General features: G+C 37.0%; 17 protein-coding genes. 4 read left to right on the forward strand and 13 right to left on the reverse strand.

Going from position 1 to position 16370, the window contains the following annotated elements; translation table 11 throughout:
- Positions 1–352: 352 nt before the first annotated feature.
- The 3 genes from pyc to glsA all read right to left on the reverse strand — a co-directional run bounded on the left by pyc (position 353) and on the right by glsA (position 5583).
- Complete coding sequence (pyc, locus tag N7Z68_RS06905) at positions 353–3802, reverse strand: pyruvate carboxylase (RefSeq protein ID WP_275117727.1); 3450 nt, start codon at positions 3800–3802, stop codon at positions 353–355.
- Between the two features lie 443 nt (positions 3803–4245).
- The gene (locus tag N7Z68_RS06910) at positions 4246–4524 is read right to left on the reverse strand and encodes an Fpa/YlaN family protein (RefSeq protein ID WP_275117728.1); all 279 of its coding nucleotides are present in this window, start codon (positions 4522–4524) and stop codon (positions 4246–4248) included.
- Between the two features lie 129 nt (positions 4525–4653).
- The gene (gene glsA / locus N7Z68_RS06915; RefSeq protein ID WP_275117729.1) at positions 4654–5583 is read right to left on the reverse strand and encodes a glutaminase A; all 930 of its coding nucleotides are present in this window, start codon (positions 5581–5583) and stop codon (positions 4654–4656) included.
- A gap of 87 nt (positions 5584–5670) precedes the next feature.
- Between glsA and N7Z68_RS06920 the strand changes: the two genes are divergently transcribed.
- Positions 5671–6174: a peptidyl-prolyl cis-trans isomerase gene (locus tag N7Z68_RS06920; RefSeq protein ID WP_275117730.1), complete on the forward strand. Its 504-nt coding sequence runs from the start codon at positions 5671–5673 to the stop codon at positions 6172–6174.
- Positions 6175–6214: 40 nt separating this feature from the next.
- On the opposite strand, the gene N7Z68_RS06925 is transcribed toward N7Z68_RS06920, so the two are convergent.
- A complete protein-coding gene (locus N7Z68_RS06925) occupies positions 6215–7543 on the reverse strand; it encodes a PhoH family protein (RefSeq protein ID WP_275117731.1) in 1329 nt (442 codons plus the stop codon).
- Between the two features lie 286 nt (positions 7544–7829).
- Complete coding sequence (locus N7Z68_RS06930; RefSeq protein ID WP_275117732.1) at positions 7830–8285, reverse strand: pyridoxamine 5'-phosphate oxidase family protein; 456 nt, start codon at positions 8283–8285, stop codon at positions 7830–7832.
- Positions 8286–8514: 229 nt separating this feature from the next.
- Here N7Z68_RS06930 and N7Z68_RS06935 point away from each other — a divergent pair, with 229 nt between their 5' ends.
- Positions 8515–8715: a YlaI family protein gene (locus tag N7Z68_RS06935; RefSeq protein WP_275117733.1), complete on the forward strand. Its 201-nt coding sequence runs from the start codon at positions 8515–8517 to the stop codon at positions 8713–8715.
- 195 nt (positions 8716–8910) lie between these two features.
- Here the strand turns inward: N7Z68_RS06935 and N7Z68_RS06940 are convergent, their stop codons facing one another.
- From N7Z68_RS06940 to typA, 3 genes are read right to left on the reverse strand one after another with little or no spacing between them, the layout of a single operon-like run.
- The gene (locus tag N7Z68_RS06940) at positions 8911–9180 is read right to left on the reverse strand and encodes a hypothetical protein (RefSeq protein ID WP_275117734.1); all 270 of its coding nucleotides are present in this window, start codon (positions 9178–9180) and stop codon (positions 8911–8913) included.
- Positions 9181–9186: 6 nt separating this feature from the next.
- Positions 9187–9507 carry a YlaH-like family protein gene (locus N7Z68_RS06945; protein ID WP_275117735.1) on the reverse strand — a complete coding sequence of 107 codons (321 nt, stop codon included), beginning with the start codon at positions 9505–9507 and terminating at the stop codon, positions 9187–9189.
- Positions 9508–9543: 36 nt separating this feature from the next.
- Positions 9544–11385 carry a translational GTPase TypA gene (gene typA / locus N7Z68_RS06950; RefSeq protein WP_275117736.1) on the reverse strand — a complete coding sequence of 614 codons (1842 nt, stop codon included), beginning with the start codon at positions 11383–11385 and terminating at the stop codon, positions 9544–9546.
- A 211-nt stretch (positions 11386–11596) separates the two neighbouring features.
- Between typA and N7Z68_RS06955 the strand changes: the two genes are divergently transcribed.
- On the forward strand, positions 11597–11782 hold the full coding sequence (locus tag N7Z68_RS06955; protein ID WP_275117737.1) for a DUF5325 family protein: 186 nt from the start codon (positions 11597–11599) through the stop codon (positions 11780–11782).
- A 53-nt stretch (positions 11783–11835) separates the two neighbouring features.
- On the opposite strand, the gene N7Z68_RS06960 is transcribed toward N7Z68_RS06955, so the two are convergent.
- The 3 genes from N7Z68_RS06960 to N7Z68_RS06970 all read right to left on the reverse strand — a co-directional run bounded on the left by N7Z68_RS06960 (position 11836) and on the right by N7Z68_RS06970 (position 13953).
- A complete protein-coding gene (locus tag N7Z68_RS06960; protein ID WP_275117738.1) occupies positions 11836–12723 on the reverse strand; it encodes an NAD(P)-dependent oxidoreductase in 888 nt (295 codons plus the stop codon).
- 4 nt (positions 12724–12727) lie between these two features.
- Complete coding sequence (locus N7Z68_RS06965) at positions 12728–13528, reverse strand: inositol monophosphatase family protein (RefSeq protein WP_275117739.1); 801 nt, start codon at positions 13526–13528, stop codon at positions 12728–12730.
- Between the two features lie 236 nt (positions 13529–13764).
- Positions 13765–13953: a YkzI domain-containing protein gene (locus N7Z68_RS06970; RefSeq protein ID WP_275117740.1), complete on the reverse strand. Its 189-nt coding sequence runs from the start codon at positions 13951–13953 to the stop codon at positions 13765–13767.
- 168 nt (positions 13954–14121) lie between these two features.
- On the opposite strand from N7Z68_RS06970, the gene N7Z68_RS06975 reads away from it, so the two are divergent.
- Entirely contained in the window at positions 14122–14748 is a 627-nt protein-coding gene (locus tag N7Z68_RS06975; protein WP_275117741.1) for a YktB family protein, read from the forward strand.
- Positions 14749–14928: 180 nt separating this feature from the next.
- On the opposite strand, the gene N7Z68_RS06980 is transcribed toward N7Z68_RS06975, so the two are convergent.
- Together N7Z68_RS06980 and N7Z68_RS06985 are read right to left on the reverse strand one after the other, a co-directional pair.
- Positions 14929–15192 carry a UPF0223 family protein gene (locus tag N7Z68_RS06980; RefSeq protein WP_275117742.1) on the reverse strand — a complete coding sequence of 88 codons (264 nt, stop codon included), beginning with the start codon at positions 15190–15192 and terminating at the stop codon, positions 14929–14931.
- Positions 15193–15212: 20 nt separating this feature from the next.
- The gene (locus tag N7Z68_RS06985; protein WP_275117806.1) at positions 15213–16199 is read right to left on the reverse strand and encodes an NAD(P)H-dependent flavin oxidoreductase; all 987 of its coding nucleotides are present in this window, start codon (positions 16197–16199) and stop codon (positions 15213–15215) included.
- Positions 16200–16370 lie beyond the last annotated feature (171 nt).

Raw genomic sequence — 16370 nt, forward strand, 5'->3', positions numbered from 1 at the left:
TCACCTCAAATCAGCTGATCTATTCAATCTATTTTAATTGTATTCCTAACCAGTTTTTACTATTTTAAGGGGAGTTTTACGGTGTGAAACTCCTCTTGCAACCCATTTTACAAGTTCGAGGAAGTTTCTAGTTATAAAACTCAACTTGTATCAATATTTAATTTTTCGGGATCAATTAAAGTCTTGAGAGCTTACAATTAAATAACAAACCTCGTATCTCCTACATCTCCTGTTAGCAAAACAGTAAAAAAGGCTGACCTAGCAGCCAACACCTTCTTCATAATAACCGGATAGACCAGAAATTACAAAGAAGGTGAATGCATGCATAAGTCAGCCTTTTATTTTCTATTTGTTACTTTGATAGTTCAATCAATAAATCACCGGTTTGGATGGCTTCACCATTTTTAACATACACATCAACGATTTCTCCATCAAATGGTGCTTGAACCGTTGTTTCCATCTTCATAGCCTCCGTGATCATTAGGTGATCACCTTTTTTGACTTTATCCCCTTTTGTTACTAACGTTTTCACGACAGTACCTGGCATTGAAGCGCCAATTTGATTCGGATTTCCTTTATCAACTTTTGGACGAACGACTACAGATGTTTTTACACTTTGATCTTTTATCAACACTTCACGCGGTTGACCATTTAATTCAAAGTATACGATTCGTGTTCCATCATCTTGCGGTTTAGAAATTGAAACAAGTTTTACAATTAGTGTCTTACCTTGTTCAATTTCAACTTCGATCTCTTCCCCTAAACGTAAGCCATAGAAGAATGTCGGCGTATCTAATACAGATACATCACCAAACTGCTGACTGAATCTCTCATATTCCATGAAAACTTTTGGATACAGGGCATAAGAGATAGCGTCAAAATCTGTTACTTGGCGACCGATTTCATTAAATAATGTTTCTTTTATTTTCGCAAAATCGACCGGTTCCATTAACTCTCCAGGACGACAAGTTATTGCTTCTCTTCCTTTTAGAATGATATCTTGTAATTTCTTTGGAAAACCTAGATATGGTTGACCCAAGTGGCCTTGGAAGAATTCTACGACCGAATCAGGGAAATCAAGTGAAGCCCCTCGCTCGTATACATCTTCTTCTGTTAAATTGTTCTGAACCATATATAGAGCCATATCACCAACGACTTTAGAAGATGGTGTTACTTTAACAACATCACCGAACATATCATTTACTGTTCGATACATTTTCTTAACTTCATCCCAACGGTTTTTCAAGCCAACAGCCTTCGCTTGTTGTTGTAAATTACTATATTGACCACCAGGCATTTCATGCTCGTATACTTCAGTATGCGGTGCATTCATACCACTTTCAAAGCCACTGTAATACTTTCTAGTCCCTTCCCAGAACTCACTTAGCTTTTCAAGTGACTCAATATTTACATTCGGCTGTCTGTCAGAACCTGTTAGAGAGTAGTATAAGCTATTCGCACTCGGCTGTGACGTTAACCCAGCCATAGAGCTAATCGCAACATCAACGATATCTACACCTGCTTCAATTGCACGCGAGTACGTATATACCCCGTTCCCACTCGTATCATGTGTATGAAGGTGAATTGGGATATCAACTGACTCTTTCAATGTAGAAATTAATTGATACGCAGCTTCCGGTTTTAATAAACCAGCCATGTCTTTAATTCCTAAAATGTGAGCTCCTGATTGTTCTAACTCTTTCGCTATGTTTGTATAGTAGGTTAAGTCATACTTTGTTCTTGATGAGTCTAAAATATCACCTGTGTAACAAATTGTTGCTTCCGCAATTTTCCCTGAGTCTCTTACAGCATCAATTGCAAGTCTCATTCCTTCTACCCAGTTCAAACTATCAAAAATTCGGAAAACGTCAATGCCTGCGTTTGCAGATTTATCTACGAATTCACGAATTAAATTGTCAGGGTAATTTGTATAGCCTACTGCATTTGATGCACGCAGAAGCATCTGTAATAGAACATTCGGCATTTGTTTTCTTAAGGTTAATAGACGCTCCCATGGGTCTTCGTGTAAGAAACGCATTGCAACATCATATGTTGCCCCGCCCCACATCTCAGCAGAGAATAAATTAGGTACTAACCTTGCTGTCGGTTCTGCAATTTTCTTTAAATCATGCGTACGAACCCGAGTAGCTAATAAAGACTGATGAGCATCTCGGAACGTTGTATCAGTTAAGAGAACTTCTTTCTGCTCTTTTACCCACTTAGCCAGCCCTTCAGCTCCTCGTTCATCTAAAATTTGCTTTGTACCAGACGGCATAGGCTCTGAGTATTTAACAGAAGGAACACTTGGTTGATCAAACACTGGTTTCTTCTCTTTTTCTAACCCCGGATAACCATTGACAATTGTTTCTCCAATGAACGTTAACATTTTCGTTCCACGGTCTTTTCGTACAGGGAACACAAATAGTTCTGGAGTCGAGTCAATAAAAGAAGTATTATATTCACCTGAGATGAAATTTTCATGTTGAACTACATTCTCTAGGAATGGAATATTTGTAATGATTCCACGGATACGAAACTCTCTTAAGTTCCTTAGCATCTTAGCAGCTGCTTGTTCAAATGTAAGTGCCCAAGTTGAAACCTTAACCAGTAAGGAATCATAATAAGGTGTGATAACAGCTCCTTGGAAGCCATTCCCTGCATCTAAACGTACCCCGAATCCACCACCTGAACGGTAAGCGTTAATACGCCCTGTATCAGGCATAAAATTATTACTAGGGTCTTCCGTTGTTACACGAGACTGAATAGCAAAACCATTACAAACAATTTTTTCTTGTGTCGGGATGCCTAATTTAGCTCCATGTAATTGTTCACCATCGGCAATTAAAATTTGAGATTGAACAATATCTATTCCAGTTACCATCTCTGTAATTGTATGTTCTACTTGAACACGAGGATTGACTTCAATAAAATAGAATTGCCCATTTTCACTTACAAGAAACTCTACTGTTCCCGCATTGACGTAATTTACATTTTTCGTAAGCTGAACAGCAGCATCACAAATCTCTTCACGTAATTGTTCACCAATTGAAACACTTGGTGCTACTTCTACTACTTTTTGATGACGACGTTGTACGGAACAATCACGTTCATAAAGATGAACGATATTACCATGTGTATCAGCAAGAATTTGAACTTCAATATGTTTTGGATTTTCTACAAATTTTTCAACATATACTTGGTCATTTCCAAAAGCTGACTTAGCTTCTGATTTTGCACGGTCATAGGCCTCTCTTAATTCGCCTTCAGTACGGACAATACGCATCCCGCGACCTCCACCGCCTAATGCAGCTTTAATAATAAAAGGATACCCATGTTTACCTGCAAATTCCTCGACTTCCTCTACACTTTCTACAGGTCCATCGCTACCTGGGATAACAGGAATATTTGCTAGAATAGCTTGCTGACGTGCTTGTACTTTATCACCAAACATCATAAGATGCTCTTGTTTTGGTCCGATAAAAATAATGCCTTCTTCATCACATCGCTTTGCAAATTCAAGATTCTCAGATAGAAAACCATAACCTGGGTGTATTGCATCAACACCATTACGTTTTGCAATCTCAATTATTCCTTCAATGTCAAGGTAGGCATCAATTGGCTTTTTACCTTCTCCTACGAGGTAGGCTTCATCAGCTTTATAGCGATGAAAAGACCCTGTATCCTCCTTTGAGTAAATAGCAACCGTACGAATATGTAATTCAGTACACGCTCGAAAAATTCGAATTGCAATTTCTCCACGATTTGCTACTAGTACCTTCTTAATGTTCTTTAAACTGTTCATATAAACCCCCTTGGAAAAATGAAAGAATATTCAGTTTTATTTTTACTATTTTAAAAAGGTTTTCAGTATAAAGCAAGAAGAAAGTTCACGTTCACAACTTCTTCAAACGTCTGATAACCAGATGACGAACTCAATTTCAGTATATAACTTGTATTCATATCTTTCAAACAATTTTTATTATTGTATCATACTTTGACTATCATGCATTCTTCTATCTAAATAACTTTTTAGCTATATTATTACTTATCTTGAATATGTAAATTGCAACATTAACATCATACGTAGGTTTATGATTTCTAACAACAATACACTCGAAAATTACAAAATAAAAAAGGAGACTGACTCTGTGAGTGTCAAGCGCCTCGCGCGAAACATAGAGCTACCCATTAGCTACTACTTCCACAATTGAGGTACCTGACACTTACCTAGAGCCAGCCTCTCTATTATTTCTCATTCGTTGTTGCTTCATGTAATGCAGCAAGTCGCCGTTCTAAGTCAGATAAAAGTTGCTTGCCTGTATCTTCATCAATTAATTCTAAGCGGATAGCAAAATCAATTTCTCTTGAAAGTCCAAACATTTGTGTATCTAAAACTTCCTCATAAAGAGGACATTGGGGCATTGTTAGATTTTCCATCTGTACTTCTATGAGTTTTTGGATTTTTTCTGCATCCGATTTAAGAAGGGCATATGCTTTTTCGCTATGTCCTGTCATCGTCTCCATAGAACGTTGGTCCCTCCTTTAAATAAAACTCTTAGGGTCGTTTTTAGTAACTTACCACTAATACTATATTCTAAATAAAAAAAATGCAATGTTTTTAATCAGTTAATATAGAAGTAAATTAAGCTAGAATTAAAAAATACTTAAATTATATTGTTTTGAAAGCAACTCTAAAAGTCTTAAACCACCGATACTATTTCCTTTTTCATCTAGTGCCGGACCATAAATTCCAATCCCAACTCCATGCGGCACAGAACCAAGAATACCACCCGACACTCCACTTTTAGCTGGAATTCCAACTTTTATAGCAAATTCTCCAGAAGCATTGTACATACCGCATGTTACCATAAACGTCTTCACAATTCTCGCTATTTCAAGTGGAATAACCGTTTGGTCTGAATTTGGATCTCTTCCCTCATTTCCAATAATGTAACCTAACTTTGCTAAATCATTACAATTCATCTCTATTGCACAATGTTTCGTATATAGATTGATTAGCATTTCAATATTAGACTCGATAACGCCATGTTGTCTCATAAAATAGCATAGTGAGCGATTTAAGTCAGCGGTCTCAAATTCGGATTGAGCAACTACAGGATTGTAAGAGATATTCTCATTTCCTGTTAGCTGCCGGATAAATTTAAGTAATCTTTCTAACTTATCTTCTACAGTATTTCCTACTAACATATCTGTAACAGCTAATGCACCTGCATTGATCATTGGATTAAGAGGTTTAGACGGGACACTTGTTTCTAATTTAGAAATTGAGTTAAAAGGATCACCAGTAGGTTCCATTCCCACTCTTTGAAAAACGTAGTCAGTCCCTCGGTCCATAAGGGCCAATGCTAAAGTTAACACTTTTGATATACTCTGCAACGTAAATCGCTCTTCAATATTGCCTGCATACATACATTCCTGTTCTCCTGTATATATAGCTACCGCCAATGTAGATGGATCAGCTTCACCCAACGCTGGTATGTAGTCCGCTACTTTTCCTTTATGAGTTAACCGATTGGCCTCTTCGACCATTTTTATTAAATCTTCTTGTTTATAACAACTCACTAGTTCCACTCCTTTTTTCACTGCAATGTGACAAATTGCAACTGTCGCTTTATACTTAGGATAGTCAAAAGCACAAGGAGGATACATATGGAATTTGTAGTATTTATCACCGGTAAAGTTTCTCATCCTTTAACAATTGACCCTTCGGTTTGGATTTTTGATGAGAGAAAGGTCGATTTAAATACATACTTTGATCTGCCAAAAGATGAGGAAGATGAACTTACAAAGTATACGAAAGCGATCTCAAAGCAATGGGATAAAGAAATTACAGAAGGCTCTGAACCCCCAAAACCGACAAATGATAATGTTATCAAATATAAACGTCAAGAACTTGAAAATGGTACATTTGGCATGCCATTTCTTCCATTTATTATGAATGCACAACCAGATGAAGTTGTTTCAGAAGTAATTGTTGAATCTCACGATGGAAGAAAAGAAATTTTTTCTCTTGATGTGGCCAAGCAGTTTATTTTACAATTTTCACAAGTTGGTAAACCATTAAAAGAGGATGGCCCTGTACACATCCTGTTCGGTGATGGTTCAAACCGTAATAATCCTATAAAAAATATTAAACAATTTACATTGAAATAAGGCTGACAGTTGTCAGCCTTATCCTAACTATATTCATCAATTAGAGTAAATCAGCTGCAAGCTGTGCTAATCCTGAACGCTCACCTTTTTGCAGTTTTACATGTCCACTTATCGTTTGATCCTTGAACTTCTCAACAACATACGTTAATCCATTATTGTATTCATCTAAATATGGATGATCAATTTGTTTTGGGTCACCCATTAAAACAATTTTACTTCTTTCGCCTACGCGAGTAAGGATTGTTTTTACTTCGTGCTTTGTCAAGTTTTGCGCTTCATCAATTATGATATATTGATCAGGAATACTTCTTCCTCTAATATACGTTAATGCCTCTACTTGAATAGAACCCATTCCAGCTAATATCTGATCTAACTCTCCAGGCTTCTTTGTATTAAAAAGATATTCTAAATTATCATAAATCGGTTGCATCCACGGTCGAAGTTTTTCTTCTTTTTCTCCTGGTAAATACCCAATATCTTTTCCTACCGGAATGACAGGTCGAGCTACCAATAGCTTTTTATATAGGCCTAAGTCTTCTGTTTGAAGTAAGCCAGCCGCTAAAGATAATAACGTTTTCCCTGTACCAGCTTTCCCGATTAATGTTACTAGGGGAATATCTTGTCTAAGAAGAAGCTCAAGAGCCATTCTTTGTTGTACATTTCTTGCTTTTATCCCCCAAACTTGGTCGGGTTCAATTTGAAATGGTTTTACTTTTTTTCCATCAGGTTCAACTTTTCCTATCGCTGAACTGGAACCTCCGAGCGCATCTTTCATAATAATAAATTGGTGAGGATAAAAGGGGTGCTTGGCTAATTCAGAAATCGCAATTTCATTATCAACAAAAAACTGGTTAACAACATCTTTATCAACATAAACTTCAACATAACCAGGATATACGTCATTAAACTGAATGACCCGGTCACTCAAATAATCTTCAGAAGGTATTTTCAATGCATCAGCTTTCACACGCACTAATGCATCTTTACTTACAAGTACCACTTCTCTGCCAAACTCTTTTTCCTGTTCTTCAAGCATTAAATTAAGAGCAACAGCGATAATCCGATTATCATTTGTCATTTCTGCAAATAAGTCTTTTAATTTTGAAAAAGAGCGATGATTTAATTCAACTCTTACGGTACCACCCGTCTCAATAGCAACTCCTTCATGTAATTTCCCTTTTCCTCTTAGGCTGTCCATCATCTTAGAAAATTGCCTAGCATTTCGGCCAATTTCATCCATGTAACGCTTCTTTGAATCTACTTCCTCTAAAACAACGGCTGGAATGACTACTTCATTGTCTTCAAAAGCATAAATTGCACGAGGATCTTGTAGTAATACATTCGTATCCAAGACGTAAACTTTATTCAATATTTGCGCCTCCTGACTAAAAGTTCATTTGTCAACATTTCTTATAATCATTCTATGCACATTCGAATGAATTCGTTATCTAAGCAGACATGGCTTATAGTATAGATGTATGATAAACGGGCCCAAGATAGAAGAAAATTCAATTAATGATACCGAAATTTCTTAGACATGTTTTTTCGTTATTGAGAATAGGCTTTCAATAATAAAATTTAATCTATTCCGTCACATTTCCTCTAAATTAACAATTAATTATTAAAATCTTTACAAAAAAAAGCTTAGTCAGAGACTAAGCTTTTTTCATTGAATCCATAACTTGGCTATCTAATTTAGCTGCTGCGTTTGCATCATATGTTTTTTCATACTTTGGCTCTACAGCAATACGAGCTCCATAAAACATAACATCACGAACTTCTTTAATATTAATTTCAACTAACGCAAGCTTTAATGGAACATCGTCCATTTTTTCCTGAATAACTGAAGCATCGCCTACAATAGAATATGTAGATCCATTACCGATTAGGTTTAAGGTTACACCACTATGATTGTTAATGTTTTCGATAATTCTTGAACGATTGTCAACTGCGAAACGAACTTTTTCTTGAGAAGGTGCAAACACCCATGAAATCGCATTTACGTTTGGCGTTCCAGTCTCATGATCGACTGTAGCTATAGTAACGAAGCGTTCAGATTGCAATAATGGTAATAATTCCTCTGTTAGTTTAGGCTCTACCTGGTTTCCCATTCATATCCCTCCACTTTTTATTATTACATCTATACTATACCTATTTTTAATCTTCGTTAAAACATATATGCCTTATTTTCATTTATTTTTTCAAAAACTACGTTAAAATGATAAAATAGTACAACGAAGACTTCAGAAACACTAATTAACGCTTTATATTAGTGTAAATAAATGGTATTCTATAACAATTAGAATTGAATGTACCTTCGTCGAGTGTGAGGTGAAAGAATTGAGAGTCAAATGTGTAATTTGCGATAAAATCGATAAAATCGATGATTATAGCCCGTTAGCAAAAAAATTACGAAACCGGCCGATTCACACCTATATGTGTGATGAGTGTAACGAACGTATTTCAGGACGAACCGAAGCAAGAAAAGCATCAGGTAACTTCCGCCTATACCGCCCCAAAAAAACCGAAAACGATTGGTAGATAGAAAAGCGGAAGGCGCCTGGGTATCGGCGACAAGCGCTGGAGGGCCAGCAGTAGTGTCCCGGTTTTGGACACGGTGATGGACCGAAGCGACCTCGAGCCGATGGCGACTGCAGCTAGACAAGAATAAGGTGGAATTTCATGTTTTATTCAGAAAAAATAGGCTGGTGAGAAAATACTCATCAGCCTATTTTTTTAATTATATTTCGGTTCTGATTCGATTTGAACTAATAACGCTTCAATTAGCTCTATTGGAAATTGTTTTTGTTCATCATTACCGTCTTTAACATATCGAACGATGTACATAGGATCTACCACTTCAACAACAATTTGTTCAAGTTTATGATCCTCTGTTAGGATCGTCGAGAAAAATTCGTACGTATCTAACGCTGCCTGATCATCGGGCCTAGCCTCATGAACAACCTTTATTGATAACCAATTGTATAATGCATCTTGAAGATTCATTGAAACTTACCCTTCCGCTTCTTCACGTTTTCTTTGCAACATTCTTAGCTTATAAACACCTAAAACAGCTGTTGAGATCAGAAGTACCTCAACGATCGGAGCTCCCATTAAGGCTAAGAAAAACATGACAATGCACCCGATAAAAAGAGCAATGTATACAATGACTAGCTTTAAAACAGGTAATTTTCGAGCGAAGCCCAAATTAAATACAAGGATAGATAAGGCAACAATTCCTAGATATACCCATATTCCCATATCTGGGTTTTCAGCGACAATCCGCGGTAACCAAGATAATGATTCAACATCAATTTCTGGTCTTCCTTCCATACTGATCCTCTCCCTCTCAAGATGAGTAGTATGTGATTAGTTTGACTGATTAGCCAGCTTTTTCTTCTTAATAATACGTTCACGCTCATTTTTATCTAAAATCTTCTTACGAAGGCGAATCGATTCTGGCGTAATTTCACAGTACTCATCTTCATTTAAATACTCTAGTGCTTCTTCTAATGATAAGATACGTGGCTTTTTCATACTTACCGTTTGTTCTTTATTGGCAGAACGAATATTTGTAGCTTGTTTCACTTTTGTGATGTTAACCGTTAAATCATTTTCACGATTATGTTCCCCAACGATCATTCCTTCGTAGATTTCAGTTGCAGGTTCAACGAATATTGTACCACGATCTTCTACACCCATAATACCATATTGCGACGCTTTACCTGTTTCCATAGAAACAAGCACACCTTGGCGACGACCACCTACTTGTCCTTGAATCATTGGTTGATAAGAGTCAAATGAATGGTTAATAATACCGTATCCGCGAGTCTGTGATAAGAACTCTGTTGTATATCCAATCAAACCACGTGCAGGAACCATAAACTCTAAACGAACTTGTCCTGAACCTGTGTTCGTCATATTGATCATTTCACCTTTACGTGCACCAAGTGATTCCATAACAGCACCCGTATATTCCTCAGGAACATCGATTTGAACTCTTTCTACCGGTTCACTTTTCACGCCATCAATTTCGCGGATAATTACTTCCGGTTTCGAAACTTGAAGCTCATATCCTTCTCTACGCATATTCTCAATTAAAATAGAAAGGTGAAGTTCACCACGACCAGAAACGGTCCATGCATCAGGAGAGTCTGTATCTTCAACACGTAAACTAACGTCTGTTTCTAACTGAGATTTTAAACGTTCTTCTAACTTACGACTCGTGACATGCTTTCCTTCACGGCCAGCAAACGGACTGTTATTAACTAAGAAAGTCATTTGTAATGTCGGTTCGTCAATTCGTAAAATTGGCAGAGCTTCCTGTTGGTCAACAGGACATACTGTTTCACCAACATTAATTTCTTCCATACCTGAAACAGCAATCAAGTCTCCAGCTTGTGCTTTTTGGATCTCAATTCGCTTAAGTCCTAAAAAGCCAAAGATTTTTGTTACTCGGAATTGTTTAACTGAACCATCTAGTTTCATAAGTGCTACTTGCTGACCTACCTCCATTGTCCCACGGAATACGCGGCCAATCCCGATTCGTCCTAAATAGTCGCTATAGTCCAACATCGTAACTTGAAATTGGAGTGCTTCGTCACTATTATCAAAAGGAGCAGGAGTATGCTCAATAATCGCATTAAATAAAGCAGTCATATCTTCATCTTGCTTTTCAGCATCAGCACTTGCTGTTCCATTAATTGCAGATGCATAGACAACTGGAAATTCAAGTTGGTCTTCATCTGCCCCTAGGTCGATTAGTAAATCAACTACTTCGTCAACTACTTCAGCCGGACGAGCAGAAGGTTTATCGATTTTATTAACAACAACGATTGGACTTAATTTTTGTTCTAACGCTTTCTTCAAAACAAACCTCGTTTGCGGCATCGTTCCTTCATAAGCGTCAACAACTAATAATACCCCGTCAACCATCTTCATAATACGCTCTACTTCACCACCGAAGTCGGCGTGACCAGGTGTATCTAATATATTAATTCGTTTGTCATTGTAATTAATCGCAGTATTTTTTGCTAAAATTGTAATACCTCGTTCTTTTTCCAAGGCATTGGAATCCATTGCTCTCTCGTCAACTTGTTCATTTTCACGGAAAGTTCCTGATTGTTTTAATAATTGGTCTACTAAAGTTGTTTTTCCATGGTCAACGTGGGCAATAATGGCTATATTTCTAATATCTTCACGTAAATTCATTCTAATTGAACGCTCCTATCCTTTTACAGGTTATTATAACTGTCTAATTATATCATAAATGAAAAAGAATCGATAACTTATCCAAAATTTTTTCCACTATTCCGATGATGTTTAACTATATTGTCATATTATTGGTCTTTTTCTTTTGTACAATTCAAGGTAAAATAAAAGTACTTAATTATTTGAATTGATTAAATCAGGGGGAAATAGTGTGAAGAAAGAGAATATACTTTTTTTAACGCTTGCTATTGTAACCGTGATCGGGATTATGGCTATTGGTGTTGCGATCGCAGAACGTAGTATTCTTATTGGAATACTTTCATTACTTGGCATAACAGTTGCTTGTGGAATGGGCTTTTCTCTTAGAAAAAAACTAAGAGAAACAGAAGAAATATAAAAAAAAGAGTCAAATGAGTACTGTACTCACTTGACTCTTTTTTTATCCAGTATTTACTTCCACCGTTTTACCTCTACCCCTACTTGTTGTTCTAATGGACGAATAATCGCACAAACATCATTTTTACCATAGTTTTCTTTCGCTCGACGGACAATATTTTCAGAGTGCTCTACAAGCTCCACCGGTACACCTAGACTTTCTGCTAAGTCAATAGCAAGCCCCATATCCTTATGTAATAAGTTAATACTAAATCGTTGTTCAAACTGTCTGTCCATAATCGCTTCAACAGACCAATCCATACTTTTTGAAAAACCAGAGCTTCTTTTCACAATGTCGTACAATACCTGTGGATTGACCCCTGCCTTAGCTCCCATAACGTACGCCTCTGATAATGCAGCTGTATGTACACCAACTAGCATATTATTTATTAGTTTAATGACACTTCCACTTCCAGTTGGACCGACATAGGCAATATAATCACCGATGACCTTTAAAACATTATACGATTTATTAAACGCTTCTTCACTTCCACCGCACATAATCGTTAAAGACCCTGCTTTTGCCCCCATCGGACCACCGCTAACAGGTGCATCCATAAATAAAGCACCTTTGCTTGCTAATTGCTCATTCATTTGTTGATTTAGTTGAGGGCTGACTGTAGAATGATCAATAATTATTTTTCCATTTGTTGCACCAGCAATAATTCCATTTTCTCCTTCATATACGTCAATAACATTTTGGGGTAAAGGAAGACAAGTTAACACGATATCACAGATTTCTATCAATTCCTTTGGACTGCTTGCTTCTTTTGCGCCTAACTCTAACGCCTCCTCAATTGGAGGACGACTTCTGCTCACTACATACGTATCATAACCAGAAGCTAATATATTTTTTGTCATTGGAAGTCCCATTGTCCCAAGACCTATAAAACCTACCTTCATAACTTCATCTCCTATGTACAAACTCACTTATAACCGCCTCATGGAACTGAGGTCTTCCTACAAATACAGAACTTGACTGTAACATTGCTAAAGGCTCTCCATAAATCGTAGAATAACATCCACCTACTTCATTTAGTAACACGAGTGCAGCAGCAAAATCCCATGGTGATAACTTTAAACTTATGTATCCATCTAACCTTCCTGATGCAACATAAGCCATTTCTAAAGCAGCCGACCCGTAGGAACGAACACCTCTAACCTTATCAACAAGATGAACAAGAAGCGGTTGGTACGGCTGATCATCATTTAAAAGCCATCTTGCATTTAAGCCTATAATAGCTTTACTAATTTCAACTTCCGTTAACAGTTCTAAGCGCTCATCATTCTTATATGCTCCTTGCCCTGCCACAGCATGATACAACACATCATTCATTACATCGTAAATTAAACCAATTTTACCTTCCCCTTTATGATAAACAGCTACACTTATAGCGAAGTTGTATTGTTGATGAACAAAGTTCGTCGTCCCATCAATAGGGTCGATAATCCAAATTGTATCCTGATTTTCGTGTTCGTCTTTACTGATCCCTTCTTCACCTAAAAAAGCATGGGTTGGAAAATTCGTTTGAATTTTTTTTAAAAAATACTGTTCTATTTTTCGGTCCATTTCAGTAACAAGATCATCTGGACTGGATTTTGTTTCAACATGTATGGTTTCTAATAATGAAGCTTTTAATTGATTACTTGCTTCTTTTACCCATATAATAGCCATTTGTTTTATTTTGAGCCAATCCAATTCATTCATCTATATGAGACCCCCTGTTTGAGTACAGCAAGTAAGCTTGTTTTTTGTTATGTTATATTATTACACAAATACTCATTTCAAGAAAAGTTAAAAATCATGAACACATTCCGAAAATTACGAATACTATAATTGGGTGTGAGAAATATAAATTAAAATATTATAGAGTAATATCAAATTATTAAACATAGTTTGCAAAAATAAAAAAGTGCGGAATATTCTCCGCACCGTAAAAGTATTTAAACTTCTAATAATATTAACTCTTGACTCAATCTCTTCAACTTCCTCTTACATTTGTTCATTGTTTCTAAGTCTTCTGCTAACATAGCATCGTGTAGAGTTGCTAGTTCATAATCAATTTCTAGACGAAGGACTGGGATTCTTAGTTCGGCATCCCTTCTCTTGAAGGCTTGAATGACTTGTTCCACAGAAACTCACACCCCTTATATCCCTAATTTTAACGTGTCCAAAATAACTTAACCGAAAATTCAGATTATTGTTTTGTATTATAGCATATGTTAGTACACAGCAAATTGGCACAACCTATTTCATATTTGTGGTAAACTAATTGAAAAATATAATTGAAGGTGATTGCTATGTCATTTAATGGATTTACAGAAGAAGACTTTAACGTATTTGCAGTTGAAGGATTAGAGCCGCGCATGGATCAACTAAAAGGAAAAATACGACCTAAATTAGAGGAATTGGGTCATCATTTTGCTCCTACACTCTCTTCTTTAGTTGGTGACGAGATGTATTACCATGTGGCAAAACATGCTAGAAGAAAGGTTAATCCACCTAAAGATACTTGGGTTGCTATAGCTAATAGCAACCGTGGATATAAAATGCTTCCGCATTTTCAAATTGGATTGTTTGAGACCCATTTATTTGTCTGGTTCGCCGTCATTTACGAATGTCCAATTAAACAACAATTCGCAGAACAATTATTGTCACAAATGAATACAATTAAGCAGCAAATTCCTTCTCATTTTGTTTGGTCTGGTGATCATACCAAACCTGAAGCAACGTCACATCAGGAAGCAGATCTGCAAGCTCTATTCGAGCGCCTTCGTGACGTGAAAAAAGCAGAAATTTTATGTGGTATACATATTGACCGAAACGATCCGCTTGTTTCAAATGGTCCAGAATTAATTAATTTGATCGATGAAACCTTTACAACTTTAGCTCCCCTTTATCGATTAACCAGTCCAATTCACAATTAAGAAAAGGGCAAGCGAATATGCTTGCCCTTTTTTATGAATGTATATAATTCGAAGATGTCTAGCTACAGACGCCATCGGCTCGAGGTCGCTTCGGTCCATCAAACGCGTCCAAAACCAGGACGCTACTGCTGGCCCTCCAGCGCTTGTCACCGATAAGCAGGCGCCTTCCGCTTTTCTTCCTTACATCTTAATTTTTAGAGCCTGTTCTTCTTCACGTGCTTTTTTTACTGCATGATAACAGGATACGCCTGCCTCTTGGTCAAATTGTTTAAATAATTGTTTCTCTTCACTTTTTGAAGGAACAATCTCCTTAAAGCGACGGTATAAAGATAATAATTTAGCTCGCTCTACTCCATTGGCATGCGCTTCTTCAACTGCTTGAAAAAAAGACATGACATCTATCACCTCTTCTTTACTCCAGTCTAAGGAAATTGGCATGTTCATTGTTATTCCACCTTTTACGGTTATTTACTCCAAGTTGTTCTTATCTCTTGCCCTTCTTTAATCATTCGATTAAAGAGTTCCTGTACAGTTGGGATGTCTTTAATTCTCCCCATTACTTGTCCAGCCCAACCAAAACCTTCAGACTCATTTCCTTCATAGATATACTTTTTATTAGCTTCTCCGCTAATTAAGTTTTTTAATGACTCATAGGTCGGGTTTTCTTCTTCGACTTGGAGTATTTTTTCAGTCCATACATTTTTAATCGCACGGGCAGGGGCACCGATTGAGCGCTTAATGACCACTGTATCTGCTTCACTAGCGTCAACTAACTTTTGTTTATAAGACTCATGTGCGTGAATACATTCCTTAGTTGCAATAAAGCGAGTCCCCATCTCTATTCCTTCAGCTCCTAAAGCAAGGGCCGCCATTAAACCTTTTCCATCCCCAATACCGCCAGAGGCTATTACTGGGATTTTAACAGACTCTACAACTTGAGGAATCAACACCATTGTGCCTGTATCGGCTCTTCCTAAGTGCCCACCGCCTTCTTGGCCAACGACTATTACAGCGTCTGCACCAAGCTCTTCTGCTTTTTCAGCTTGTCTTCTCGCAGCGACAAGAACCAGTTTTTTCGTATTCACACCTTTTAGCATATCAAAAATAGGTGCAGGATTACCACCCGTCATGGTGATAACAGGAACTTTTTCCTCTATTGCTACTTCCAACATATGTTCAAACGGCCTTCCATGCTGACCGATCGCGTAATTAACACCATATGATTTATTTGTTTTCTTTTTTACAGCTTGAATTTCTTTCCTCAATTCTTCAGGTGTACTTAGGGACATTGCTGTAATTTGACCCAAACCACCTGCATTTGACACTGCAGCAGCCAAATCTGAATAAGCTAAGTACGCTAAGCCACCTTGAATGACAGGGTACTTAATGTTCAACATTTTTGTTACTCTTGTTTCCCAATTCATGAAATCCCTCCTTACCTTGTATATCATTGCTTTCATTAACCAAACTAATAAATGATAAAGTTAAGAGCACCATTAACCTCACTGAAAGCGGTCTCATATCATTTCGACAAGAGCTATAGAAAACCCTACAGTCACTAACGATTTATTAATGTCGAAAAAAGTAAAAATTTTCATTGCTTTTCACCTATTTTTTGATAT

The sequence above is a fragment of the Alkalihalobacterium chitinilyticum genome (genome assembly GCF_029028005.1).
GTDB classification, from domain to species: domain Bacteria; phylum Bacillota; class Bacilli; order Bacillales; family Bacillaceae_F; genus Alkalihalobacterium; species Alkalihalobacterium chitinilyticum.